We start from the raw sequence: 25,304 nt of genomic DNA on the forward strand, positions 1-25,304 counted from the left end.
GCGAGGGTTCAACAGGAGCGTCGCCATGACCGTCACAGCTCCCCTGCCCTTGCCCGCCGCTTTCACACCGCCCCCGGCGCTGATGGAGCGCATCACCGAAATCCTCCGCGGACATCGGCTGATGACGGTGGCGACGCTTCGCGCCGACGGCTGGCCGCAGGCGACGGTGGTCAACTACGCCGCCGACGGGCTGCGGCTCTATTTCGTCGTGTCGACCCAGAGCCAGAAGCTCGCCAATCTGCGGCGCGACCCGCGCGCCTCGATCGCGATCGGCGGCCTGGCCGGCCCGCCGCTGGGCCTGTCGATGGCTGTTCGAGTGCGCGAGGTGAGTGAAGCACCGGAAATCGCCGCCGTGGGCGGCAAGTTCTGGTCCGAAAGCCGAGGCGAAGGCTTCACGCCTCACCCGGCCACTTCTGGTTCGGTGTTGTTGATGGCCGAGCCCTTGATCGTCTCCCTGGTTGACTACGACGGCCCCGACGCCTGGCCGCGTCTGTTCCGGGTCGAGCCAGACTGGCGTCTCATTCCCATCCAGCCGGACCACGCCCAGAAGGAAGCCCAGCCATGAAACACGCGGTGATCCTCGCCCATCCCAAGCCCACCAGCTTCTGCGCGACCATCGCGCGCACATGCGTCGAGCACCTTCGCGCGGCCGACCAAGAGGTGGTGTTGCGCGACCTGTACGCTCTCGACTTCGATCCGCGCCTGAAGGCCGAGGAGATGCCGACCCAGAGCGGCGCGACCCCCGCCTCGGACGTCGCGGCCGAACGGGCGTTGCTGAAGGACGTCAAGAGCCTGATCTTCGTCTATCCGTTCTGGTTCAACGCCCCGCCGGCGATCCTAAAGGGCTACGTCGATCGCGTGCTGAGCATGGGTTTCGGCTACGCCTCGATCGGCGGCCGTATGGAACCGTTGCTGGATGGCGTGACCTTGATGAGCTTTTCGACCTCGGGCGCGCCTGAGCACTGGGTCAACAGCACCGGCGCCCTCAAGGCGCTGATGACGGTGTTCGACCTGCATCTGTGCGGCGTTTGCGGCCTGCGCCTGCTCGACCACAAGCATTTTGGCGACGTCGTGTCGAACATGACCGAGGAGTGGGCGCAGGACATGCTGCATCAGGTCCGCGGCGAACTGAACGACCTGTTCGATGTCGCCTATGCCTGATCGCGGGCCCTGAGCTCGGCGAGGTTTCAGGCAGGCTCTTCCACGGAGTCGTCGTCGAAAAGCGGACGCTCGAGACGAGCCTCGTCGGGACCGTTGGGATTGCAAAGCCGCAGGACCAACACGCCCAAAAGAGCCGAGGCCAGGGACCCGATGAGCACGCCAATCTTTGTTTCGTCGATCAGATGGGCTTGGCGAAACGCCAGGTTGCCGATGAACAGGCTCATGGTGAAGCCGATCCCGCAGAGGGCAGCCACCCCATAGAGCTGACCCGCCGAGGCGCTTTTGGGCATGTCGGCCCATCCGAGCTTCACGATGGACCATGCCGTGAGGAAAATCCCCAATTGCTTGCCGACGAAAAGGCCCAAGGCGACGCCAAGCGGCACGGGGTCCAGGAGGCTGGCCAAACTGATGCCGGCGAACGACAGGCCCGCATTGGCGAAGCCGAAGAGCGGTACGATCACGAAGGCCACGGGCTTGTGAAGCGCGTGTTCCAGCCGATGCAAGGCGGACCTGGCCTCCTCCGGACGGGCTGGGCTTTTGCGTAGCGGGACGACCATCGCCAGCGCCACGCCCGCCAAGGTCGCATGCACGCCCGACTTCAAGACGAACAGCCACAGAAGCAGGCCCCCCAGCAGATAGGGCCAGAGCGCCGTGACGCCACGCCGATTGAGAAGGACCAGACCCATCAGCAGCGCAGCCGATATCGCCAACGCGCCAAGGTGAAGCTTAGCGGTATAGAAGACGGCGATGATTAGAATGGCCGCGAGATCGTCCATGATGGCGATGGCGGTCAGGAAAATCTTGAGTGACGTCGGAACCCGATCGCCCAGCAAGGCCAGGACGCCGAGCGCGAAGGCGATATCGGTCGCCGAGGGAATGGCCCAGCCCGAACGGCTGTCGGCATTCGCGGCGTTGAAGATCAAGTAGATCAGCGCCGGCGCGGCGATCCCGCCCAGCGCCGCCAGTCCTGGCAACACGATCCGCGATGGCCTTGAAAGCTGTCCGTCGAGAACCTCCCGCTTGATCTCGAGGCCGACCAGCAAGAAGAACACGGCCATCAGACCGTCATTGATCCAATGCAGGACGCTCTCGTCGAGCGAGACCGGGCCAATGGAAAAGCCGAGGTGATAGCCAAGAACGGAGAAATAGCGCCCCGCTAGCGGGGAGTTGGCGACGACGAGCGCCAGCGCCGCCGTGGCCATCAGCACGTAACCGCCTGACGCCTCATGATGCAAAAACGCCCGTAGGGCCGACATCGGGCGAGCCCGGTATTTCTGAGAAAGCGCCACGGCGGCCTCCAAACGTGGATCAAGCTGTCGTGGCGTCAGGTTATCGACGGACGCCGGACCGAATTCGCCAAGGGACGCGGCCTGGCCGCTTGGAGCGACCTGATATCTGGCGTGAAATTTATCGGCCTCGCCCCCACGGTCAAGAAGGGTTGCTCAGCGTCGGCGCGCTCTCGCGAAAAAACTTTCGCTGAGCGATGTAACCGAAGCCTGGCCGGCTTCGTATCTCCCGGTGTCAGGCCGATGGACGGTCCCGACGGAAACCTCAAAAGCCCCCAAAGGAAACCCCATGACCAACCTCAAATCCGCCACGATCGCGTCGGCCGCCGCCCTGTTCGCCCTGACCAACATGGCCGTCGCCACCCCGGCCTCGGCCGCCCCCAAGGCCAAGGCCGAAACCGTCCACTGCTACGGTATCAACACCTGCAAGGGCACGTCGGACTGCAAGACGGCCAAGAACGACTGCAAGGGCCAGAACGACTGCAAAGGCATGGGCTTCAAGGCCACCACCGCCAAGGCCTGCGCCAAGGCCGGCGGTTCGCTGACCGCTCCGCAGTAGCGCCGTTGCGCGCGGCCAGCTTCCCATACCCGGCCGCGCGCCTTCCTCTGCGCCTCACTCAACCCGGACGCCCCCATGCCCGACCTCGCCATTCCGGCCTTCCAGGGCTTCGGCCTGGGCCTGCGCCCGCCGCACTACCAGCAGTTCCTCGAGACCGCCGCCCTCGTCGATTTCGTCGAGGTGATCTCCGAGAACTTCATGGTGAAGGGGGGGCGACCGCTTTACGTGCTGGACGCGGTGCGCGAGCGCTATCCGGTCGCCATGCACGGCGTGTCGATGTCGATCGGCTCGGCAGACGGGGTCAAGCTGGACTATTTGCGCCGTCTCAAGGCCCTGGCCGACCGCGTCGACCCGCTATGGATCTCCGACCATCTGTGCTGGACCGGCGTCGAGGGCTTCAATTCGCACGACCTCTTGCCACTGCCCTATACCGAAGAAGCGATGGCGGTCGTCTGCGCCAACATCAACCTCGTCCAAGACGTACTGGAGCGGTCGATCCTGCTGGAGAATCCCTCCAGCTATCTGACCTTCGCCGACGACGAGATGACCGAGCACGCGTTCATGGCGCAGATGTGCGCCAACACCGGCTGCCACCTGCTTCTGGACGTCAACAACGTCTATGTCAGCGGGACCAATCACGGCTTCGATCCGCAAGCCTATCTGACCGGGATCCCGGCCGAACGGGTGCGCCAGATTCACTTGGCTGGCCATAGTGCCAGCCAAGGCCTGTTGATCGACACGCACGACCAGCCGGTGCCCGATCCCGTCTGGGCGCTTTACGAGCGGGCTTGCGAATTGTTCGGCCCCGCGGCCACGATGATCGAGCGCGACGACGACATCCCGCCGCTGGAAGACCTGCTAGCCGAATTGGACGTCGCTCGCGCGCGAGCCGCCCGCTGGGGCCGCGCGGCATGAGCCTGCTGGCCCTGCAGCGCGGTCTGCGCGATCACATTCTGGCGGAAGCCGGTGAGGCGCCGATGGGCGTGGCTTCTACGGCCGGGCCTGGCTTGGCGGTCTATCACCACGCCTATCGTGCTCAGTTGGTCGCCTGTCTGCGCGACACCTTCGAAAAGACCTGGGCTTGGCTGGGCGATGATGGCTTCGACGCCGCCGCCCTGGCGCATATCCTTGCCCATCCGCCACATGGCTGGACCCTGGCGGCCTATGGCTTCGACTTTCCAGAAACCCTCACCGAACTCTATCCGGACGATCCGGAAGTCGCTGAGTTGGCGTGGCTGGACTGGGCCCTGCGGCGCGCCTTCGACGGCGCCGACGCCGCGCCGATCACCCAGGAAGAGCTGGCCGAGATGAACTGGGACACCGTGGTCCTGGCCTTGACCCCGACCCTGGCCGTGCGCGAGGTCAGCACCAACTGCGCCGCCCTCTGGACCGCTCTGGCCGAGGAAAAGGCCCCGCCGCCGATCGAGCAGCTGCCGGCCGGCGCAGCGATCCGCGTTTGGCGTCAGGACCTGTCGCCCCAGTACCGCACCATCGACGGTTTAGAACTGGAAGGGTTGAGCCTGGCCCTGCAAGGCGTCGCCTTCGCGGTGATCTGCGAGACCATGGCCCAGGGCCAGGATGACGCCGCCCAGCGGATGGGCGGTCTTCTGGGAGCCTGGCTGCAAGATCGATTGATCGTCTCCGCGCGCTGACGAATCAGAGCCGTCGTCAATCGCCGGAACGTGCGTGTTCAACCGATCGAGCGCGTCTCGACAAAAATGCTTCCTACCTGCCTATCCAGTCGACGAGACGTCACGTTCAGGTGCTCACGGTTCGGGACGCCGAGGCGGCCTCGCGCCTGGTCGGTGGCTTGAGCCCAACAGAACCGCGCTCCCCCTCGCGCGTTCGACCGCAATGGAACCCCTCCGCGCCCTGATCGGTCCGGACACAGGCGACGCTACGGTCGCCCAGCTCTGCGCTCGCGCGGCCATCCTGTTTCTGTTCGGCGTCGTCTGCATTCGCATCGCCGGCCGGCGCACCTTTTCCCAGATCACCCCGCTCGACATCATCGTGGCCATCATCGTCGGCTCGAACATCAGCCGGGCCATGACCGGCAAGGCGCCGTTCTTTGGCGGCCTGGCCGCCACCCTGGTCGTTGTTGTCCTGCACCGGCTAATCGCCATGGCGACCCTGCATTGGAGCGCGCTGGCCCAGCTCTTCAAGGGCGCGCCCGTCACGCTTGTCCAGGATGGCGTCGTCGATCGGACAGCGATGCGGCGTCACGCCATCGGCCAAGCCGACCTCGAGGAAGGCCTGCGCATGGAGCAGGTCGAATCCGTCGGTGACGTGCGCCTCGCCACTTTGGAAGCGGGCGGCAAGATCAGCGTTATAAGGCGGCGCGACGCGGACACGTAATGCTTTGCTCTTCACATCAGCAAAAGCGTGACTGGTATGGAAAACCCCGCTCTTGGCGGGGCTTTCCAGTCTCGGGAGATTTCAGCCGTCGGTATCGTCGTCCGGGCCGTCGTCTTCACCCCCAGGCGGAAATCCGCACGCCGCCTTCCAAGTCTGTAGCCATTGGCCGTAGCTCATCCCCTCCGGCGCTTCGAGGAGGTAGTGCACGTAGGCGCTTTGGGCCTCGCCAAAGGCTCCATGTTCGCGATCGCCGCCGTTGGAGTTGCGACTGGCCCGTTCGGCCCCGAGGCAGCTGGACGGGTTGTCGTGGGTCAGGGTCGGACTGTTCGCCCCGTTTGCCGGTGTCGGCTTTGCGGGCTCGGACGGGGCCGCGACGGCGGTTCCGACCAGCAGGGTCGCTGCCGCCGCGATCGTCGCGGTACGGCATAAGGCGGTGAGAGTGCTCATGTCAGGTCTCGCTCCAACATAGCCCCGACCATGGACACCCAAACACCGAGCGTCGGACTCCCGTTCCTGGGTTTGGGCGCGCCCGCAAACTTGCAACCCTAAGAAGGCGAGACGGCCTCCGCCAGGGTGGCAAGAACCACCATGGTCGCCCGCGGAGAGCAGGCGGCTCGAGCGGCCCTACCCTCCCGGGTGCAGCCCCGGCGCTTCCTGGCCCGTGCGGGCGACATATTCCGTATAGCCGCCGCCGTACTGGTGGACGCCCTCGGGCGTCAGCTCCAGCACGCGGTTGGACAAGGCCCCCAGGAAGTGGCGGTCGTGCGAGACGAAGAGCATGGTGCCCTCGAAGTCCGCCAGGGCCGCGACCAGCATTTCCTTGGTCGCCATGTCGAGGTGGTTGGTCGGCTCGTCGAGCACCAGCAGGTTCGGCGGGTCGAACAGCATCTTGGCCATGACCAGACGCGCCTTTTCGCCGCCGGACAGGACGCGGCAGGGCTTTTCGACGTCGTCGCCGGAGAAGCCGAAGCAGCCCGCCAGGGTGCGCAGCGCGCCCTGCCCGGCCTGCGGGAACGAGCGCTCCAGAGATTCGAAGATCGTTTCTTCGCCGTCCAGCAGATCCATGGAGTGCTGAGCGAAATAGCCCATCTTGACGCTTGCGCCGATGTGGACCGAGCCTTGGTCGGGCTTGGTGTCGCCGGCCACCAGCTTCAGCAGCGTCGACTTGCCGGCCCCGTTGGCGCCCAGAACGCACCAGCGCTCCTTGCGGCGCACCAAGAAATCGAGGCCCTCATAGATCGGCTGGGCGCCATAGCCCTTGCGGATATTGCGCAAGTTGATCACGTCGTCGCCCGAGCGCGGCGGGCTCTGGAACTCGAACTGGACCGCCTGGCGACGGCGCGGCGCCTCGACGCGTTCGATCTTGTCGAGCTTCTTGACCCGGCTCTGGACCTGGGCGGCGTGCGAGGCGCGCGCCTTGAACTTCTCGATGAACTTGATTTCCTTGGCCAGCATGGCCTGCTGGCGCTCGTACTGCGCCTGGCGTTGCGCCTCGCCGAGCGCGCGCTGCTGGTCGTAGAAGTCGAGATCGCCCGAATAGGTGATCAACTGGCCGCCGTCGATCTCCACCACCTTGCCGATGATGCGGTTCATGAACGCGCGGTCGTGCGAGGTCATCAGCAGGGCGCCGTCGTAGTTTTTGAGGAAGGCCTCCAGCCAGATCAGGCTTTCCAGGTCGAGGTGGTTGGAGGGCTCGTCCAGCAGCATGCCGTCGGGCCGCATCAACAGGATGCGAGCCAGGGCCACGCGCATCTTCCAGCCGCCGGACAGCATGCCGACATCGCCGTCCATGCGGTCCTGGCTGAAGCTGAGGCCGGCCAGCACTTCGCGCGCCCGCGCTTCCAGCGCATAGCCGTCCAGTTCCTGGAAGCGCTCCAGCACCTCGCCATAGCGCTCCATGATGACGTCCAGTTTGTCGGCCTGATCCGGATCGACCATGGCCGCCTCGAGCGTGGCCATCTCGGCCGCCAGCGCGCTGACGGGACCGACGCCGTCCATCACCGCGGCGACCGCGCTCTGGCCCGACATCTCGCCGACGTCCTGGCTGAAATAGCCGATACGCATCCCAGGATCGATCGCGACCAGCCCGTCGTCGGGCTGCTCCTGGCCCGTGATCATGCGAAACAGCGTCGTCTTGCCGGCGCCGTTCGGGCCGACAAGCCCGACCTTTTCCCCCTTCTGGATGCCCATCGACGCTTCGATGAACAGGATCTGGTGGCCGTTCTGCTTGGAGATATTGTCGAGGCGGATCATGGGGCGGTCTGCTAACGCGGACGGCAGGAGAACGCCAGCCTTAGAGCCTTATCAATTCCAGGCGCGACGATTGGCCATCACCCGCCCCCCGGTAACTTACGCGGCGAGAGGCCCGACCGCTCGTCGCCTCAGGCCGCCAGATAGCGATCGGCGGCCGTCACCAACTTGTCGCTGGTGACGGGACCCGAGATCAACGACCCGAGCCATGGATCCGGATTACGGGCGGTGTCGGTCACCGGGATCACCAGCTGGATGGAGCCGCCGGCATAGGATCGCCGCGTGGCGCGCCCGCCCCGATCCTGTTCGGCGGCCGAAACCTTGGGCTGGAACTTGGTCGCGCCCCAGCAGGCCGGAACGGCCTGACCGCGCGGCACGTCCATGAACCAGACCAAGCCCTTGTCGCCCCAGTCGTCGCAGACGGCCCATCTCTGGCTCACCTCCTTGACGAGATGCTTGCCCGATGGGCCGGCGGCCAGGATCTCGGCCACCTCGCTGCCATAGAGCCAGAACCGGCCGAAACGACCGTTCGCGCCCCGGCCGGAGTCACTGAACCTCACCAGGCGTATCGGCCCGCCGATGGTGGTGAAGCGGAAGAACCCGCCTTCGAACGACTGGGCTTCCTGGACGCTGATGTCGAAAGGACTCAAGGGCAGCTCCCTGGAGAAGCGATTGGACGGATCAGACCTTCAGGGTGACGTTGACGCCCTGGGATTTGAGCTGGCCGTTCATCCACTCGGCGACCGCCAAGGCGCAGGCGCGATCACCGACGACGTCGGCCCACGGCACGCCGCCGGCGGCCCCGTGCGTGCCGACGAACTTCTTCTCTTCGAGGACGCCGTCACCATCCAGCCAGCGACCGGTGTTGTAGAAGTAGAACCGCGACTTCACGGGATTGCGGATCCAGAATCCCAGGCTTCTGGCCGTGCGCGCGTGTGCGACGAAGTCGACATTGTCGGGAATGGTCTGGGACAGGCCGAGTTCGCTGGTCTGCATGTCGACGGCGTCGAACAGGAACATCGCCTTGACGCGCTTGCCCTGGGCCTTGAGCCGCTTGGCGGTGATGATCGCCGTACAGCCTCCGCGACTGTAGCCCACCAGCATGATGGGGCCGGACCCGCCTTGCGCGGCGCCGACAGCGCGGTCGGCGATCTGCGACACCTCGCTACCGGTCAGCGAAGGCCCCCGGAAATAAACACTTCCAACGACCTGCTTGGATATCTGGCTGGGGAAGGAGTTCCCCATCTCCTTGGCATACTCCTTGTCGTCGCTCGGTCCGGTTCCATCGATGATGACGATCATACTCTCTCTCGCTGGCCAGAGGTCGCGGGAGCCTAGCGTCAGCACTCAACGTACTCAATACAGATCAACCACCTTTTGTTGTATTTTAGACAAATCCCTTACCGATCAACCAGATGATATCTGAATAGTTACAGCAGAGCTTGCTTTCAATTTCGACGAACTGTCTTGGAACCTTTCTGCGACTTACCCGTTTTGCGCCGCCCTCAAGCCGTCAATCCTGTCACGCTCCCGCCGGAAAGCCTCCAAAGCTTGGCCATTGAGGGAACGCCCCTGGCTCAGCTGGAAACTCATGGGATCGACCTGGGCGCCATTGACGATGACTTCGTAGTGCAGATGCGGCCCCGACGAGAGGCCGGTATTGCCGGAGAAGCCGATCGGCTGCCCCTGGCGCACCGCCGCCCCGACGACGACGCCGGGTCCGAACCGCGAAAGGTGGGCGTAGGCGGTTTCCAGGTCGGCCTTGTGGCGGATACGCACGAAGTTGCCGTGCCCTCCGTGCGGACCGACGAATTCGACCACCCCGTCACCCGATGCATAGACGGCGGTTCCCACCGGAACAGCGAAGTCGGTCCCCTTGTGCAGACGCGTGTAACCCAGCACCGGATGCAGGCGAGGTCCGAAGCTGGAGGTGATGCGCGCGCCGTTCACCGGGGTCCGCATCAGCCCGCGCACGACGCTGACACCATTGCCGTCGAACCAGCTGGGCTGGGCGTCGCCCGGCGGCTGGAAGGCGTAGAGGGCGCGGGACTTGGTTCCCGTCTGCAGCGACACGTAGACGAGCCGCTCGCTGCCCGCCACGGCGCCCTCGCTGTCGACCTGACGCTCGAACGCGGCCTCGAAGATATCGCCCGGCTTGATTTCCCGCTGGAAGTCGAAGTCGAACGCGAACGCGGCGGCGAAGTCGTCGATCAGCGAGTCTCTTACGCCCGCCGCCACGGCGGACGAATAGAAGCTGTTGGCGTCCATCTCACCCCGTACGACCTTGATCTCGACGGTCCGATCCGAAGCCAGGGATTTGGCGTCCACGCTGCCCGCGCCGTCGCCTCGCAGCAAAAGGCCCGAACCGTCGGCGCGGCGCAGCTCGATGCTGTCGACGCCCCCGGGCTGGCCCGGACGGAAACGCAGCGACACGCGAAGTTCGCCGGGCGCGGCGTTCAGCTTTTCGTTGGCAACCAGCCCCAGCCGAACCGCCCGCTCCATGGTCACGCCCTCGGCGACCAGCGCGGCCGCCAAGTCCTGGACTCGCGCGATCACGAACGTCCTGCGTAGGCCTTCGGCGCGCGCGGGCCCCGCCGGGCCGGCTGTAGCTGCGGAGGACATCGGCCGCGACGGCTTCGCGGGCCCGCGCCAGAGAGCCCAACTCACCGCCAAACCCGCCGCCACCAGCACCGCCGCGCCGAACATGACGAGATTACGACGGCGTATGGTCAAGCTTGAACGTGACAAGCTTGACTGTTCGGCGGAGGTCTCGGCGCTGAAAGAAGTCTTTCTCACCCAACTGCGGGGATCGAAGGAAACTTCATCATCGGAACGGCGATGCATCCGCTTGCCTTTGCTTGCGTTTCCCAAAGCATAGCTATGCGTGGCGGGCGAACCAGGGTCAAAATGCCGGAAATCCGACTTCCGTAGCTCTACCGACTAGTGTTTAAGTGCAACTCCCAGGGGAACGAAGGGAAGCGTATGCAGAGCGACAGCCGCGTCGCGTGGCGCGAGGGTCTTTTCCTTCGACAGCAGCACTTCCAACAGCAGGATCGCTATCTGGAGGCGCTGATTACAGCCCGGGCCAGCGGCCTGCGCCCTTATCCCTGGGGCGTATCGCAACTCAAGATCAACGCCGACCTGGCGGCCTTGGGCAAGTTCGCGGTCGAGGCGATGTCGGGCGTTCTGCCGGATGGATTGCCGTTCTCGATTCCCGGCGACCTGCCGCCGCCGCCGCCGCTCGACATCCCCGCGGACGCCAGGGACGTCATCGTCTATCTGACCCTACCCGCACGCCAGGCCGGCGCCGTCGAGTTCAAGGGACGCGAGGAGCGCGACACCGCCGCCGTGCGCTATCTGGTCGACGAAGAGGACGTCACCGACGCCTTCTCCGAGGAACGCGGGCAGGAGCCTATCGAGGTCGCCCGCCCCAACCTCGCCTTCGGCGTCACCCAGGACCAGACCTATGGCCGTGTCCTGCTGGGCTTGGCGCGCATCCGCGAGGTCCACAACGGCGGGCTGGTGTTCGACGAACGCTACATCCCGCCGACGCTGGACATTCAGGCCAGCCGCCGTCTCTCGGGCTTCCTGGCGGACATCATCGGTCGGGCGTCTCAGCGCGTCGACGAGCTGGCGTTGCGCGCGGTCGAGGCCACCGACGGTGGGGCCGAAACCTTCGCCAGCTTTCTGCTGCTGCAGGCGCTGAACCGCTGGACGCCGCAGCTGCGCCACCTGGCCGCCCTGCCCGGCGTGCACCCCGAGCGCCTCTACGAGACGTTTCTGGGCATGGCCGGCGAGTTGGCCACGCTGACCCGGGCCGATCGCCGACCGCCGCCATTTCCCGACTACGTCCACGAAAAGCTGCAGCCGACCTTCGAGCCGGTCTTCGAGGTGCTGCAGTCGGCGCTGTCGGCGGTGTTCGACCGCTCGGCGATCCAGCTTCCGCTGCAGATGGCCGGCCTGGGCGCCTACACCTCGCGGATCACCGACCACAATCTCTACAAGAACGGCTACTTCTATCTCGCCGTGAACGCCCGCGCGTCGCTGGACGACATCCGCGGCCGCTTCCCGTCGGTGGCCAAGATCGGCGCGGTCCAGAAGATGCGGGAGATCGTCGATTCCGCCCTGCCCGGCGTACCGCTGCGCCACACGCCGACGCCGCCGCCCCAGCTGCGAGTCATTCCTGGTTACGTCTATTTCGAACTCGACCGCTCCGTTCCCGATTGGCGCGACTTCGCCAGCGCCGCGGCCTTGGGCTTGCACGTCGCCGGCGACTGGCCCGAGCTGAAGCTTGAACTGTGGTGCGTGAAAGGAGCCGGCCGATGACCGGCGACGAGGATCCGGAGAACCCGAACAAGACCGTGTTCCGGCCTTCGCCCTTGCAGAATCTGCGCGCGGCGAGCTCGCCGCCCTCGCCGTCGTTCACGCCGGCCTTTGCCGGAAACCTCTCGCCCCCGACCGCCGCGTTCCGGCGTCACCAAGCGGCCAGTGACGACGACATTCCCCTGCCGCCGCAGGCCGCCCGGGCGCGAAACCCGATGATGCTGGCGGCCGCGCCGGTGCTGTCGCTGATCATCGGCGTCCGCTCCGGGCGCGTGCGAACCGACCTGCCGGAACTGCATCGCAATGCGTCCGCCGGCGTGGCGGCGTTCGACAAGGCGCTGCATGCGGCGAACTATGACGCCGAGACCCGGCAGCGCGCGCTCTACGCCGTCAGCGCCACCGTCGACGACGTCGCCCAGAATCTGCCCGGCCAGGCGGCCGACGGCGCCGAATGGGCGCGCCGCAGCCTGGTCGTCCAGGCCTTCAACGAGAACATCGGCGGCGACCGTTTTTGGCGCCTGCTGGAAGACATGTTGGCGCGTCCCGCCCAGTTCGCCGACCTGATCGAGCTCTACCACGCCTGCCTGGCGGCTGGTTTCGAAGGCCGCTATCGCGTTTCGCCGGACGGCAAGCGCCAGCTGCACGAGATCATGGCCAGCGCCTATGCCGCCCTGGACCACACCCGAGGCCTGTCGCAGACCGAGTTGACGCCACGCTGGCGCGGCCATCCGACGCCCGCCGCCCGGGTCAGCTTCTGGGCCAGCCTGGCCCTGGCGGGCGCGATCGCCTTGGGCCTCCTGCTGACGGCCTTCATCCTGTTTCGCGTCATGCTGATCCAGACCGGGCAGCCGTCGCTGGCCGCGCTGAAGGCCATCAATCCCGATCAGCCTCTGCGCATGTCGCGTCTGGCCGCGCCGCCGCCGACGCCGACCAGCACGCAGCTCGAGCGGATCCGCGCCTTCCTGGCCCCCGAGATCGCCCAGCATCTCGTCGCGGTCGAGCAGGATAGCCAGTCCATCCGCGTCCGCACGACGATCGGCGCTTTGTTCAAGTCGGGCTCCGACAAGCTCGAACCGAACGCCGACAGGCTCTTCGCGCGGATCGGCGCGGCCATCGAGTCCGAGCGCGGCGCGGTGCGCGTGGAGGGACACGCCGACACCGACCGGCTGGCCAGCATCAGCTTCCCGGACAACTTCGCGCTGTCGAAGGCCCGCGCCGAAGCCGCCGCCCGCATTGTTCGAGACCAGCTGACCGATAAGGCGCGCGTCAGCACCGAAGGCTTCGGCGACAGCCAGCCCATTGCTCCAAACGCCACGGCGGCCGGCAAGGCGCTGAACCGCCGGGTCGAAGTCGTCATTCCGCGCGGTGAACAGGCGCCATGAAGCGTTTCTTCCTGAACTGGTGGTTGCTGACCGGCCTGGCCGCGGTCCTCACCATCGTCCTGTTCGTCCTGGTCCTGCCGCTGCTGGCGCCGTTCCTGCGGCCCTGGTGGGTCCGACTGCTGCTGGCCTTGGGCGTCGCCACCATCTGGGGCGTCTTCGCCACGCTGCGCGTCCTGCATGCCCGCAAGGCCTCGGCGGCGATCGTGGCCGAGCTCTCCGCTCCCTCCCCCGGCGATGTGGAGGCCGAGGCGCTGTCCGGCCGCATGCGCGCGGCCCTGGCCAAGCTGAAGACGGCGGCCGGCAGCCAGCGCGACTATCTCTACGCCCGGCCCTGGTACGTGATCATCGGGCCGCCCGGGGCCGGCAAGACCACCGCCCTGCTGAAGTCGGGCGTGCGGTTTCCGTTCGCCGACGCGGCGCTCAAGGGCGTCGGCGGCACGCGCAATCTGGACTTCTGGTTCGCCGACGAGGCCGTGCTGGTGGACACCGCCGGCCGCTATACCACCCAGACCTCCGACGCCTCTGTCGACCAGAAGGGCTGGGAGAGTTTCCTCGCGCTGCTGCGCCGAACCCGCCCGTTGCAGCCGATCAACGGCGTGCTGGTGGCCATCGGCCTAGATGAGATCCTGCACACCGACCGGGCGGGTCTGGACGATCACGCCGTGGCCGTACGCCGGCGCCTGGACGAGCTGCGTCGAGTCCTGGAAGTCTCCGCGCCGGTCTATGTGCTGTTCACCAAGGCCGATCTGCTGGCGGGCTTTGGCGAGTTCTTCGAGGACCTGGACGTCGAAGGCCGCCGCGCCGTGCTCGGCGCGAGCCTGCCGCTGGATCAGGCCTACACTCTGGAAGGCTTGCTGGCCGAATTCGACGCCATCGTCCAGGCCCTCTCCGACCGCGTCGCCAAGCGCCTGCAGGAGGAAACCGACCCGCATCGGCGCAGTCTCATCCTCGGTTTTCCGGCCCAGGTGGCGTCGCTTCGCGCGCGCCTCGCCCGCTTCCTCGATGGCGCGCTGGTGGCCGAACAGGACACTCCGGCCAAGATGCGCGGCTTCTACTTCACCAGCGGCGTCCAGGAAGGCGCGCCGCTGGATCGGATCCTCGGCGACGTCGCCGCCGTCTACGACGCGCCCGCCGCCCTGCGCGCCGGCCAGGCCGGACGGGCCTATTTCCTCAATCGCCTCCTGAAGGAGGTGATCTTCGCCGAGGCCGGACTGGTGCAGGCCTCGCCGCAGGCGCGCGCGCGTCGGCGCGCGGCCCTGATCGGCGGGATCAGCGCGATCGCCCTGGTCTCCGTGGCGGTTCTGTCGCTGTGGACCGTCAGCTATGCGCGCAACCGCGCCCTGCAGGATCGGTTGCTGTCCGGAGCCCAGAACATCAGCGCCGAGGTTCGGGAAACGGGGATCGACCTCGTGGAGGTGCGCGACAGCGACCCCGACCTCGAACAGGCCCTGTCCCTGATCCGGGCTCTACGTCAGTTGCCGCGCGGCTATGGCGACCAAGCCAAGGGCGGCCCGCCCCTGATGACGCGCTGGGGCCTCTTCCAGGGCGGCCATGCCAAAGCAGCCAAGCAGGCCTATCTCGACTCGCTGCAGCGCATCCTGCTGCCACGCCTGCTTCTGCGCCTCGAGCGCTACATGCAGGAGCACGCCCAGGAGCCGCTCAAGGTCTACGAACCGTTGAAGGTCTATCTGATGCTGGGCGGACTGGGTCCGCTCGACGCCAAGACCGTCAAGGCCTGGGTGACCGAGGACTGGGAAGAGACCGTGCTGCCCGGCGACGACCGGGCCGAGGTGCGCGCCGAACTGGCTTCGCACCTGGACGCCATGCTGGCCGACCCGCAGCTGGGCCGAGTGTGGCCAGGTCGCGAAGCGCCGCTCGACGGGGCGCTGATCGAGTCGACGCGCGCCTCGGTCCAGACCCTGTCCCTGGCCGACCGGGCCTACGCCATTCTGCGTCAGAAGGCGTCGGCCAGCGACCAGCCCGACTGGCGCGCCGACACCGTATTGGCCAGCGGCGACCGACAAGCCTTCCTCAACGGCGACTCGGTGCTGCAGGCCAGCGTTCCCTACTTCTTCACGCGGGCGGGTTTCGAACGCGCCTACCAGCCGGGCCTGCAGACCGTCGCCTCGGACCTCGAGAAAGACCTCTGGGTCATGGGCGGCGACGCCAATAAGGCGGCGATCCGCAGCCAGATCAGCCAGGTCCGCCCCGGCGTGGCCGCTCTATACGCCAAGGAATATATCGCCGCCTGGGACGGCGTCGTGCAGAGCCTCAAGCCCGCCGACTACTTCTCGAACCCCGCCGCCCTCGGCGCCTTCACGCGCACCCCGTCGCCCCTGAAGGTGCTGCTGCTGGAGGTGCGCAAGAACACCACGTTCAGCAAGCCGCCGCCGATCCGCGCGCCCAGCAAGTTGAAAGCGGCCGCCAAGATCGTCGGCGCGACGGTGCTGGACACGGGCGGCGTCGACGCCGGCAAGACCATCACCGGCTACTTCCGTCCGCTGGCGGACTATGTCGGCGACGGCAAGGGCGCCGCGCCGATCGACGAGTTCCTCGCGGCGGTGAAACAGGCCGCCTCCGCCAACATGGCCGCGGGCGTGGCGGGGGGCGGCCTGGGCGGCGTCTCGGCGCAAGGCCAGCTGGCCTCCGCCCTGGGCCAGGTCGCCACCGCCAGCGTGGTCGCGCCGCCGCAATTGCAGGGCTTCGTCACCGAGGCGACCCGGACAGGCAAGGGCGCGGCGGTGTCGTCTGCCCAAAATGCCATCGCCCAGGAATACGCCTCGAGCCTGGCCGGCGCGTGCCGAAGCGTCAGCGAGAACCGCTATCCCTTCTACGGCGCGGCGCGCAACGACGCCACGACGGGTGAGATGCTGCAGGTCTTCGGCCTGAACGGCCAGTTCGACAGCCTGGTGCGCGATCGTCTTCAGCCGCTGCTGGTCACCTCGGGGCCGGTGTGGCGTTGGCGAAGCGAGGACCCGATCGCGGCCACCTTCGACCCGATCAGCGCCGAGCAGTTCCAGAAGGCCGCCCAGGTTCGCGATCTCCTCACCTCGGGCCTGCCGCTCAAGGTCGAGGCCGCTGGCTTCGGCGGCGCGATCAGCGCCGCGGAGTTCTCGGCGGCCGGGACCACCTATCGCTTCGAGCCCAGCACCGTGGGGGCCAAGCCGGTGATGTGGTCGATCTCAAGCCTGCCGGAAGCCCGCCTCGTGCTCTATTCCGGCGGCAAGGAAGTACGGCGCTTCGAGGCCCAAGGCCCCTGGGCCTTGTTCCACCTGATGGACGCCGCCCAGAAGGAGAATGCCGGCCCCGCGACGCTCAAGGCCACCTTCGGCCAGGGCTCGCAGTACTTCTCGCTCAAGGTCAGCCTGCCGTCGGACAAGAACCCGTTCGGGCGCGGCGGTCTGTGGTCATTCCGATGCCCCGGGAAACTGTGAGCGCGCCGCGCGTCTTCGCGTTCGGCAAGCTGCCGGCGCATGGCGACTTCGTCTCGCGCGGCCTCTCGGCCGATGAGCGCGAGGCCTGGGATGCCTGGTCGAGCGCCGGCCTGGAGGCGGCTCGCACATCGCTCGGCGATGCGTTCGAGAGCCGTCACGACACCGCGCCGCCGATCCGCTTCGCCTTCGGGCCGAGCGCCTTCGGATCCGGCTGGAGCACCGGGGCCCTGACCGCTTCGATCGACGCGGCGGGGCGGCGCTTCATCGTCGTTCTTGGCGTCCGCACCGAGGCCGCGCCGTCGGCGCGCGAGCGGATCGCCGAGGCGGCGGAAGACGAGATCTATCGCGCGTTCGAAGCGGGCGCGGACATCGACGCGATGGTGGCCAAAGCGCAAGATGTCTTTCAAACTCTGGAATCAGAAGGCGAGCCGGACGCGCATGGACGCTTCTGGCGACCGGTTTCGCCATTCGATATCTCCGCCGGCCAACCGCCCGCCGACCTGATCACCCGGGCCTTGACGATATAAGGAGCTGTCATGGATGACGGAAACCTGCGGTTCCGCGACGCCGTTCTCACCCATCCCGGTCGGGTGCGCAGCGACAATGAGGACCACGTCCTCGCGCGGCCCGATGAGGGTCTGTGGGTCGTGGCCGACGGCATGGGCGGCCATGCCAACGGCAAGTGGTCGTCGAGAACCATCGTCAACGCGCTGGAGGCGGCCGCCCTGCCCGCCGATTTCGACGCCGCGTCGGAGGCGGCGGCCGCGGCCGTGCACAAGGCCAACGAACGGATCTGGCTGAAGGCCGGCGGCCAGCCGATGGGCTCGACCGTGGTGATGCTGCTTTTGCGCGGCCAACGCTTCGCGGTCTTCTGGGCCGGCGACAGCCGCTGCTACCTGCTCCGCGCCGGCCAACTCTATCAGCTGACCGTCGATCACTCCCAGGTTCAGGAAATGGTTGCCGCCGGACGGCTGACGCCCGAGGAAGCGGAGAACCATCCGATGGCCCATGTGCTGTCGCGCGCCGTCGGCGTCGGGCCGCGCCTGGAATTGGACGCGGTGTCGGACGAAGCCAGGGTCGGCGACGTCTTTCTCGTCTGCAGCGACGGCCTGACCCGCGTGATCCCGGACGACGAACTGGCGACGATACTGACCCGGGGCAATCCCGGCGCCATGGTCGACACCCTGGTCGCCACCTGCCTTGAACGCGGCGCTCCGGACAATGTCAGCGTGGCTGTCGTGGCCTGCGACGAGACCACCCTGCTGGCCCTAGCCTAGCTCCGGGAAGACGACTTGGCTTTCGCCTTGGCCTTCATGTCGGCGGCGATCCGCTCATAGGCGTCGCGGAACTCCTTGGCGAAGACTTCCATGAAGGCTTCATCCGATCCGCGCGTGACCCCCTCGAATTCCCGCTCATAGGCCTGCCACAGCGCCGCGTCGCGCGCGCGCGGCAGGATCTTGGCCAACAATCCCTTGTTCTCGGCCCGCCCCCGAATGGCCGACGGAGAAAAGCGGTCCAGCGTCGCGGCCAGCGCGCCCTGCATGGCCGACAGCGTCGCCATCTGGTGGGCCTGAAGATCGCGGAAGGCGTCCTCCACGGCCCGGTCCGAGGGCATGAAACCGCGATCCGGCCGGTTCAGCATCTGGGCCAGCGCGCGATCGGCCGAGCGTGTGAATTTCAGCGGATTGTTGCCGTCGAACTCCAGAGCCGTGCCCTGGGCGCCCAGTTGCGCCTTCGCCCGGGCGCGGGCTTCGAGCATGACGACCAGACCGCCCATCAGCCGCCGCAACAGTCCGCCAGCGGTCGCCAGCACCTGCTGCGGAGACTCCCTAAAATCCTCGGCCTCCAGGCCCGCCCCGCCCAAGAACGCGTTCCAGTCCGCGCTGCTCCCGGACGCTGGCTGGGGCCCCCGCGGCGGGATCGGCGCGGGGGCGGCGCGAGCCTGGGCCGGCGTCGAGGGAGCGGTCGTCCGCGGGTCCCAGGCCGGAGCCGCGGGTGATGGCGCGGCGACAGGTGAGGCCACCGGCGCGGGCGCGAAGCCGCGATCCCAATCGACCTCGTTGGTCACCGCCAGCCGCCCCCAGACGTCGTCGGCGGTCGGCGCGGCGGGCGCTGACGGCTCGCTGGACCAGGCCGAGGGCGGCGGCGCCTGCGGCGCCTCGACCGCCCAGGCGGAGGCCGGTTGAGGCTCGGCCTGTACGCGCGGCGGCGCCCAGGCGCCCGCCGCCGCGCCTTGCCCCGTGATGGCGGCCCTCGGCGCGGGCTGGTCCCAGCGACCGGGATCGCCCACGACCTCGCGCCCGCCGTGACTGTCCCAGCCGCTCCAGGCCTGGGGATCGCGCGCCACGTCGTTGGCCGCGGCCTGGTCCAGCCGGGCCTCGATCTCGTAGTGCCCGATCAGGATCACGTCGCCGTCGTCGATGCGGTGCGGCGCGGACAGCCGCGCGGTCGAGCGGTTGACGAAGGTGCCGTTGGTGCTGCGGTCGACCAGCAGGTAGGCGCCGTCGTGGTACTCAATCTCGCAATGCGAGGAGGAGATGTAGCTGCGCGGATCCGGCAGGCACCAGTCCATGTGAGGCGAACGGCCGATGCGCGCGCCGTGGCGATCCAGCGTCAGACGCGCCGACTCGCCATTATCGAGCCGATCCAGGGACTTGATGGTGAGGACGAGGGTCATGGACGTCCGTCTTCGCTGCCGACGGCCAGAGCCTCGCCGAGGGTGAGCGCCTTGCGCAAGCCCTCTTCGCGTTGGCCATGGCGCGTGACGGCGGTCAGCACGGCGCCGGCGGCGAACTTGCCGGCGGCGTCCTTGGGCGCCAGCAGCGGTTCCAGATCGGGCGGCGCCATCGACCCCCCCGAAAAGAACACCGCCAGGGCGCACATTCGCTGCGGACTGGCGTCGCCGGCCTCGGCCGCCGCGTCGAACGCCGCGCGCCGCCGGCTGTCGCTGGGATCGCGCAGCCATTGCACCGCCGCGTTCAAGGCTTCCGCGTCCCGCGGCGCCAGGTCGGGCGGCGCGAGGTCGCGAACCGTCTGGACGGCCCAGGCCACCACCTCGTAACGCGGCAACGCCTGCCCCAGGAACATCGCCGCGTCGTCATCGCGTCCCTCAGCCCGCAGGCGATCGAACACGGCTTCCGGAGGTTCCGCGTCGTGCGCGGACGCGGGCCATCCCAGGATGGCGGTCACTTGGCCCGCCTCCGTCCACCGAACCTGCTTCCAGCGCTTCATCGCAATCCTAGTTGATTTTCACGGTGCCGCCCGTGATCGTGGTCGAGGTCTTGCCCTCGATCTCGGTCATCGTGCCCTTGGCCTTCTGAAGGACGTCGGCGTCGCTGATGATGGTCAGCGACTTCAGGGTGATGCTCGAAGGGTCCATCACGATGGTGCTCTTGCCGACCTTCAGGGTGATGCTCTTGGCGGCCTCGATGGTCACCATCCCCTTGTCGACCTTCACCGAATAGTCGCCCGAGCGAACGGTCGTCGCATCGTTCTGCTCGATGGTCGTCGTCCGTTTGCCCTGACTGACCTCATGGGTCTGATCACCCGTCTCGACAGTCGTGGTTTCGTGCCGTTTGATCGCCGTCACCCGGTCGCGCCCCACCCGCGTGGCGCGGTCGCGCTGGACCGTCAGCCGATCGTCCAGCAGAACGTCGCGCACCATCTCGCGCTGGGCGTGGATGTAGATCTCCTCCGACCCGCCCTTGTCTTCCAGGCGGATCTCGTTGAAGCCGATGCTGTTCGGAGGGGGCGTCTTTTCCGCGCCGGCATAGTCGCCCAGGCGGCCGACGGTCTGGCTCTTCCACAACGACCGGGTCTTCTGGGCCGGCAGGTCGTAGGCGTGCTTGCGCTGGCCGTTGTAGACGCGGCCGGTGATGATCGGGCGGTCGGGATCGCCGTTCAGGAAATCGACGATCACCTCCTGGCCGACCCGCGGATGGTCGACATTGCCGAAACCCTCGCCAGCGGCGTGGTGCGAGACGCGCATCCAGCACGAGGTCTTGCCCGGCTGGTCGGGAGAGCGGTCCCAGTGGAACCGCACCTTCACCCGGCCCCATTCGTCGACATAGATCACCTCGCCGGGCGGTCCCGTGACGGTCGCGGTCTCGACCCCCGTGGACACCGGCTTGACGGCCGCCAACGGCGGGCGGAACAGGGTCTCGCCGGGAATGGCGACAACGTTGACCCGCCGCGCCTGACGATCGTCGCCGCTGCGGTGGCTTTCGGCCTCGATCACGTGGTTGAGGCCGGTGATCAGATATTCCTGGTTGAAGCGGTCCACCCCCGCCTCGGTCAGCGTGAAAAGCCCTCCGCAGGCCAGGCCCAACACATCGCCGCCGCCGGTGTAGAGGCGGCGCGGCGCGCGGCTCGCGGCCAGGCGCGACTTGCCTCGCGTCTCGCCATCGGCCTGTTCGGTGAAGTCGCCGAGATATTCATATACCTCCAGGGCGTCGCCCGGATGCTGTTCGGCGCTATTGGCGACGGCCTCCACCGCGCTCTGCGGCTTGGTGAAATCGAAGCTTCGCAGGGTCACCTTAGCCTGGCTGACCGAGCTGACGCGCTCGTTCCATTCCGACAGGGTATCGGGCGTGGTCGCCTCGTCGCCCGACACCGGCAGGAAGCGGATGGTCTCATAGCCCGGCGTGGGTTGGTGCGCCGACTTGCCGTCGCAGAGCACCAGCTTGTGGGCCGCTTCTTCGTGGCGGAAATAGTAGTAGACCCCCTCGTCCTCGAACAGGCGCGACAGGAAGTTGAAGTCGCTCTCCTTGTACTGAACACAGTACTCGCGAGGCTTGTACGACCCGGTCAGCTTATCGAACTCGACATCCTTCATCCCCGTATCGGCGAAGACCTGCTTGGCGATGTCGATGATGCTCTTGTCTTGGAAGATCCGGTAGTTCCGGTTCTGGTCGAGCAAGGCGAACCACGGCTTCACCGTCAGGCGGTAGTGCGCGCCGTTGATATCGACCTTGATCAGGACGGCGTCCGTCAACAACCCATGGAAGTAGCGGACGTGGTCCATCTCGTCGCCGACGTCGAACGAGACCGGCTTGCCGACATGGGGCAGGAAGTCGATCTCGTCGATCGAAAACCCCTCCGCAATAATGACAAACGGCTCACTCAGACGCTCAACGCACTCAAAACGTTCAAGGTTAAGCTTAGCCGTACCGAGAGAGACAGATATGGCTGCCTGCCGATCCATTAGTCGCTCCCGTTACTAAGCTCTACCATACGATTAGCGAAGTTCTGCAACTAGGTGTAGCCGCTAAATATCAAATCTCAATCGGATGCACTTGCCAAATCCGTTTCTTTGGCCACACTCCGCGCTGCCCATCGACGCCGCGCCCTCTCAAGCCGAGGTTGAGGTGCGGGCTCGGAATAACGGTGACGGCTTCGAACATGGCGCTTGATCTCGGTCGACTGTTGGCGCCGGTCTCCGACGAGGATCCAACGGGTCCCGACCTCGCCTACGACCCGGCGCGCTACGAGATCGAGCAGGCCTTTGAAACCGAGGTCTCGATCGACGCCTCGGGCGTCGAAAGCCAGCCGTCCGAAGTCGACTGGCGCACGATCGTCGATCGCATCGTCGAGCAGAGCGACCGGACCAAGGACCTGTGGCTCGCCGCCTATCTGTGCCGCGCCGGCGCTCGCGCCGGCCAACTCGAGACGGTCGAACTCGGAACTCGGAACCTGTCGGGCCTGCTGGAGACCTACTGGCCCAGCGTCCACCCGAGGCTGGAAGACTACGGGTTCCAAGGCCGCAAAGGCCCTTGCGACTCCCTGGTCAGCCAAGCGCAATTCCTCGCGCCGCTGCGCAAAATCACCCTGATCAATCATCCACGCCTTGGCCGCTATTCGATCGACGACTTCGAACGGTTCCGCTTGAGAGGTGAAAGCGAGGAAGGCTACGGAATGTTCCGGGCCGCCCTCGAGGATTTGCAATACGAAGGACTGGACGAGATCATCGGACGGCTGGACGCGATCGAGGACAACCTCCGGCGCGCCGATCTGGTGCTGACGTCAAACGCCGACGACGCGGGCGGGACCAACTTCAAGGCCGCCTACGAAGCCCTGGGCCAGATGCGCCGCGCGGTCCAGGCGTTCGCCCCCGAACCCCCGAAGCAAGAAAACGCGGAACCACTCGTGCAGCCGCACGTTGCACCGTCAAGCTTTTCAAACGTTGCCGTCGTGGCGACGCGGATCGAGACGCGGGACGATGTCGTCCGGGCCCTCGATGCGCTCAGCGACTACTACCAGCGCAAGGAGCCGGGACATCCCATCCTGACTTTGATGCGCCGCGCGAGGGAATGGGTGGGTCAGGACTTCATGACGATCCTAGAAGATATCGCTCCCGGCAGCCTCGATGAGGCCCGATCGGTTCTACAGTCTCGCAAGCAACGCGAGCAGTCTTGAAAGATTATTGGAACATCGCTTGACATCTCAATGAGATCGAACAAGCCTTGGAATATCCACGTAAGCTCTAATTACGGGTGACTAATCATGGCGTCAAATAAAGGCGGGCAACGGTTTATCAAAGAAAACCGCGCGCCTCGTGTCCATATCGAGTACGAAGTCGAGACCTTCGGCTCGCGCCAGAAGATTGAGTTGCCGTTCGTGGTCGGGGTGATGTCCGATCTTTCGGGCAAGTCCAACGTCGAGAAAAAGCCGATGGACAAGCGCGACTTCGTCGAATTCGACATGGACAACTTCGAACAGAAGATGGAGGCGATCGCGCCGCGCGCCGCCTTCACGGTCGACAACACCCTGACGGGAGAGGGCAAGATCGGCGTCGATCTGACCTTCAAGTCGATGGAAGACTTCTCGCCCGGCCAGGTGGCCAAGAACGTTCCGGCCCTGGCCAAGCTTCTCGAGGCCCGCCAGCAGCTCAACGACCTGATGCTCTATATGGACGGCAAGGACGGCGCCCAGGATCTGCTCGACAAGGTCCTGAAGGACCAGGAGCTGATGAAGGCCCTGGCCGCGGCCAAGCCGCCAGCCGCCGACAATGCCACCGACAACAACGCGTAGTCCTGGGAGGCCTTGATGGCAGAGACCCTTCAACAAACGGTCGCCCCGGTCGCCGACGAGACCGTCACGACCGATGACTTCGCCGCGCTGCTGCAGCGAGAGTTCAAGCCGAACACCGACGCCAAGCAGGCGCGGATCGAAGAGGCGGTGCGAACCCTCGCCCAGCAGGCGCTGGAAGACACTCAGGTCATCGGCGCCGACGTCTTCTCGACCGTCGACGCCCTGAAGGCCGCGATCGATCGCAAGCTGACCGAGCAGGTCAACAAGATCATCCATCACGCGGAATTCCAGAGGTTGGAATCCGCCTGGCGCGGCCTGTGGTACCTGGTCGGCAACACCCCGACAGGCAAGGACCTGAAGGTCCGCGTGCTGAACGTGTCGAAGGACGAAACCCGCAAGATGCTGCGGCAGTTCCGCGACGCGGCCTGGGACCAGAGCCCCCTGTTCAAGAAGATCTACGAGGCGGAGTTCGGCCAGCTGGGCGGCCAGCCCTATGGCGCTTTCATCTGCGACTACGCCTTCGACCACACCGCCCCCGACATCGAGGTGATGAAAGGCCTGGCCAAGATTGGCGCGGCGGCCCACGCCCCGTTCATCGCGGCGGCGGACTCCGAGCTGCTGGGCATGCAGAGCTGGCAGGAGCTGGCTAATCCGCGCGACATCGCCAAGCAGTTCGACGCGACCGACTACATGGCCTGGCGCTCGTTCCGCGCCTCGAATGACAGTCGCTACATGGCCCTGACCCTGCCCCGCTTCCTGGGCCGGCCGCTCTACGGCGCCAACAGCGAGCCGGTCGAGGAGTTCGCCTTCGAGGAGGACACCGACGGCGGCCAGCACGACAACTATCTGTGGCTGAACGCATCCTATGCGCTGGGCGTGCGGATCACCGAGGCCTTCAAGACCTACGGCTGGTGCACGCGGATCCGGGGCGTGGAGTCGGGCGGCACGGTCGAAGACCTGCCGACGGCGATGTTCCCGACCGACGACGGCGCCCTGGACGCCAAGTGCCCAACCGAGATCGCCATCTCGGACCGGCGCGAGGCCGAGCTCTCCAAGGCTGGCCTGATGGCCCTGGTGCATCGCAAGAACACCGACCAGGCCACCTTCATCGGCGCCCAGACCCTGCACGCTCCCAAGGCGTACGAGGACGCGGACGCCACGGCCAGCGCCAATCTGTCGGCCCGCCTGCCCTACATCTTCGCCAGCTGCCGGTTCGCCCACTACCTCAAATGCATGGTGCGCGATTGGATCGGCAGCAGCCGCGAGGCCCCGGCCCTGACCAGCGACCTGCAGTCCTGGATCATGCAGTACGTGGACATGCAGCCCGACTTCTCGACCGAAGAAGACAAGGCTCGCAAGCCCCTGAAATCCGCCTCGGTGGATGTCATCCCCGACCCCGAGAACCCCGGCTACTACCGCGGCATCTTCCGCATGGTGCCGCACTACCAACTCGAGGGGATGGACGTGTCGCTCAGCATGGTTTCGCGCCTGCCCAAGAGCGCGAACTAATCATCAGTAATCATTT

Annotated in this window: 23 protein-coding genes; 14 read left to right on the forward strand and 9 right to left on the reverse strand. The window is 66.5% G+C overall.

The genetic code is table 11. The features are described from left to right. The first annotated feature begins 25 nt into the window (after positions 1 to 25). Entirely contained in the window at positions 26 to 565 is a 540-nt protein-coding gene (locus ABIC66_RS21480; protein ID WP_354072963.1) for a pyridoxamine 5'-phosphate oxidase family protein, read from the forward strand. Next, the gene (locus ABIC66_RS21485; RefSeq protein WP_354072964.1) at positions 562 to 1,161 is read left to right on the forward strand and encodes an NAD(P)H-dependent oxidoreductase; all 600 of its coding nucleotides are present in this window, start codon (positions 562 to 564) and stop codon (positions 1,159 to 1,161) included. The genes ABIC66_RS21480 and ABIC66_RS21485 overlap by 4 nt, the downstream gene beginning before the upstream one ends. A 26-nt stretch (positions 1,162 to 1,187) precedes the next feature. Here the strand turns inward: ABIC66_RS21485 and nhaA are convergent, their stop codons facing one another. Beyond that, positions 1,188 to 2,417 (reverse strand): Na+/H+ antiporter NhaA, encoded by a 1,230-nt coding sequence (gene nhaA / locus ABIC66_RS21490; RefSeq protein WP_354073278.1) that lies wholly within the window; start codon positions 2,415 to 2,417, stop codon positions 1,188 to 1,190. Between the two features lie 319 nt (positions 2,418 to 2,736). Between nhaA and bufA2 the strand changes: the two genes are divergently transcribed. The 4 genes from bufA2 to ABIC66_RS21510 all read left to right on the forward strand — a co-directional run bounded on the left by bufA2 (position 2,737) and on the right by ABIC66_RS21510 (position 5,361). After that, on the forward strand, positions 2,737 to 3,006 hold the full coding sequence (gene bufA2 / locus ABIC66_RS21495) for a BufA2 family periplasmic bufferin-type metallophore (RefSeq protein ID WP_354072965.1): 270 nt from the start codon (positions 2,737 to 2,739) through the stop codon (positions 3,004 to 3,006). 75 nt (positions 3,007 to 3,081) lie between these two features. Continuing rightward, positions 3,082 to 3,921 (forward strand): MNIO family bufferin maturase, encoded by an 840-nt coding sequence (gene bufB / locus ABIC66_RS21500; protein WP_354072966.1) that lies wholly within the window; start codon positions 3,082 to 3,084, stop codon positions 3,919 to 3,921. Further along, entirely contained in the window at positions 3,918 to 4,658 is a 741-nt protein-coding gene (locus ABIC66_RS21505; RefSeq protein WP_354072967.1) for an HvfC/BufC family peptide modification chaperone, read from the forward strand. The genes bufB and ABIC66_RS21505 overlap by 4 nt, the downstream gene beginning before the upstream one ends. A 202-nt stretch (positions 4,659 to 4,860) precedes the next feature. Further along, a complete protein-coding gene (locus tag ABIC66_RS21510; protein ID WP_354072968.1) occupies positions 4,861 to 5,361 on the forward strand; it encodes a DUF421 domain-containing protein in 501 nt (166 codons plus the stop codon). A gap of 81 nt (positions 5,362 to 5,442) precedes the next feature. Here the strand turns inward: ABIC66_RS21510 and ABIC66_RS21515 are convergent, their stop codons facing one another. The 5 genes from ABIC66_RS21515 to ABIC66_RS21535 all read right to left on the reverse strand — a co-directional run bounded on the left by ABIC66_RS21515 (position 5,443) and on the right by ABIC66_RS21535 (position 10,455). Continuing rightward, on the reverse strand, positions 5,443 to 5,808 hold the full coding sequence (locus ABIC66_RS21515; RefSeq protein WP_354072970.1) for a hypothetical protein: 366 nt from the start codon (positions 5,806 to 5,808) through the stop codon (positions 5,443 to 5,445). Between the two features lie 177 nt (positions 5,809 to 5,985). Next, complete coding sequence (locus ABIC66_RS21520) at positions 5,986 to 7,614, reverse strand: ABC-F family ATP-binding cassette domain-containing protein (RefSeq protein WP_354072972.1); 1,629 nt, start codon at positions 7,612 to 7,614, stop codon at positions 5,986 to 5,988. Between the two features lie 128 nt (positions 7,615 to 7,742). Further along, positions 7,743 to 8,261, reverse strand: a complete 519-nt coding sequence (locus ABIC66_RS21525; protein WP_354072974.1) for a hypothetical protein — start codon at positions 8,259 to 8,261, stop codon at positions 7,743 to 7,745. Positions 8,262 to 8,292: 31 nt separating this feature from the next. Further along, a complete protein-coding gene (locus ABIC66_RS21530; RefSeq protein ID WP_354072976.1) occupies positions 8,293 to 8,913 on the reverse strand; it encodes a thioesterase domain-containing protein in 621 nt (206 codons plus the stop codon). Positions 8,914 to 9,096: 183 nt separating this feature from the next. After that, complete coding sequence (locus tag ABIC66_RS21535) at positions 9,097 to 10,455, reverse strand: peptidoglycan DD-metalloendopeptidase family protein (RefSeq protein ID WP_354072978.1); 1,359 nt, start codon at positions 10,453 to 10,455, stop codon at positions 9,097 to 9,099. Positions 10,456 to 10,593: 138 nt separating this feature from the next. On the opposite strand from ABIC66_RS21535, the gene tssK reads away from it, so the two are divergent. The 5 genes from tssK to ABIC66_RS21560 are packed head-to-tail and all read left to right on the forward strand — an operon-like array spanning position 10,594 to position 18,027. Next, positions 10,594 to 11,937, forward strand: coding sequence for a type VI secretion system baseplate subunit TssK (gene tssK / locus ABIC66_RS21540; RefSeq protein ID WP_354072979.1), 1,344 nt, complete (start codon positions 10,594 to 10,596; stop codon positions 11,935 to 11,937). Beyond that, positions 11,934 to 13,316 carry a type IVB secretion system protein IcmH/DotU gene (gene icmH / locus ABIC66_RS21545; protein WP_354072981.1) on the forward strand — a complete coding sequence of 461 codons (1,383 nt, stop codon included), beginning with the start codon at positions 11,934 to 11,936 and terminating at the stop codon, positions 13,314 to 13,316. The genes tssK and icmH overlap by 4 nt, the downstream gene beginning before the upstream one ends. Further along, positions 13,313 to 16,750 carry a type VI secretion system membrane subunit TssM gene (tssM, locus tag ABIC66_RS21550; protein ID WP_354072983.1) on the forward strand — a complete coding sequence of 1,146 codons (3,438 nt, stop codon included), beginning with the start codon at positions 13,313 to 13,315 and terminating at the stop codon, positions 16,748 to 16,750. Before icmH ends, tssM begins: the two co-directional genes overlap by 4 nt. Beyond that, positions 16,747 to 17,277 (forward strand): type VI secretion system-associated protein TagF, encoded by a 531-nt coding sequence (tagF, locus tag ABIC66_RS21555; RefSeq protein ID WP_354072985.1) that lies wholly within the window; start codon positions 16,747 to 16,749, stop codon positions 17,275 to 17,277. Before tssM ends, tagF begins: the two co-directional genes overlap by 4 nt. Positions 17,278 to 17,286: 9 nt before the next feature. After that, a complete protein-coding gene (locus ABIC66_RS21560; protein ID WP_354072987.1) occupies positions 17,287 to 18,027 on the forward strand; it encodes a PP2C family protein-serine/threonine phosphatase in 741 nt (246 codons plus the stop codon). Here ABIC66_RS21560 and tagH read toward each other — a convergent pair. The 3 genes from tagH to ABIC66_RS21575 are packed head-to-tail and all read right to left on the reverse strand — an operon-like array spanning position 18,024 to position 21,953. Further along, positions 18,024 to 19,427 (reverse strand): type VI secretion system-associated FHA domain protein TagH, encoded by a 1,404-nt coding sequence (gene tagH, locus ABIC66_RS21565; RefSeq protein WP_354072989.1) that lies wholly within the window; start codon positions 19,425 to 19,427, stop codon positions 18,024 to 18,026. The two genes, ABIC66_RS21560 and tagH, sit on opposite strands and share 4 nt — an antisense overlap. Further along, positions 19,424 to 19,939: a DUF6931 family protein gene (locus tag ABIC66_RS21570; RefSeq protein WP_354072991.1), complete on the reverse strand. Its 516-nt coding sequence runs from the start codon at positions 19,937 to 19,939 to the stop codon at positions 19,424 to 19,426. The genes tagH and ABIC66_RS21570 overlap by 4 nt, the downstream gene beginning before the upstream one ends. A gap of 49 nt (positions 19,940 to 19,988) precedes the next feature. Next, a complete protein-coding gene (locus tag ABIC66_RS21575) occupies positions 19,989 to 21,953 on the reverse strand; it encodes a type VI secretion system Vgr family protein (protein ID WP_354072993.1) in 1,965 nt (654 codons plus the stop codon). Positions 21,954 to 22,150: 197 nt separating this feature from the next. Here ABIC66_RS21575 and ABIC66_RS21580 point away from each other — a divergent pair, with 197 nt between their 5' ends. The 3 genes from ABIC66_RS21580 to tssC all read left to right on the forward strand — a co-directional run bounded on the left by ABIC66_RS21580 (position 22,151) and on the right by tssC (position 25,288). Further along, positions 22,151 to 23,164, forward strand: coding sequence for a type VI secretion system protein TssA (locus ABIC66_RS21580; RefSeq protein ID WP_354072995.1), 1,014 nt, complete (start codon positions 22,151 to 22,153; stop codon positions 23,162 to 23,164). Positions 23,165 to 23,251: 87 nt separating this feature from the next. Continuing rightward, positions 23,252 to 23,779 carry a type VI secretion system contractile sheath small subunit gene (gene tssB, locus ABIC66_RS21585; RefSeq protein WP_354072997.1) on the forward strand — a complete coding sequence of 176 codons (528 nt, stop codon included), beginning with the start codon at positions 23,252 to 23,254 and terminating at the stop codon, positions 23,777 to 23,779. A 15-nt stretch (positions 23,780 to 23,794) separates the two neighbouring features. After that, positions 23,795 to 25,288, forward strand: coding sequence for a type VI secretion system contractile sheath large subunit (gene tssC, locus ABIC66_RS21590; protein ID WP_354072999.1), 1,494 nt, complete (start codon positions 23,795 to 23,797; stop codon positions 25,286 to 25,288). Positions 25,289 to 25,304 lie beyond the last annotated feature (16 nt).

The sequence above is a fragment of the Caulobacter sp. 1776 genome (assembly GCF_040545685.1).
Lineage (GTDB): Bacteria > Pseudomonadota > Alphaproteobacteria > Caulobacterales > Caulobacteraceae > Caulobacter.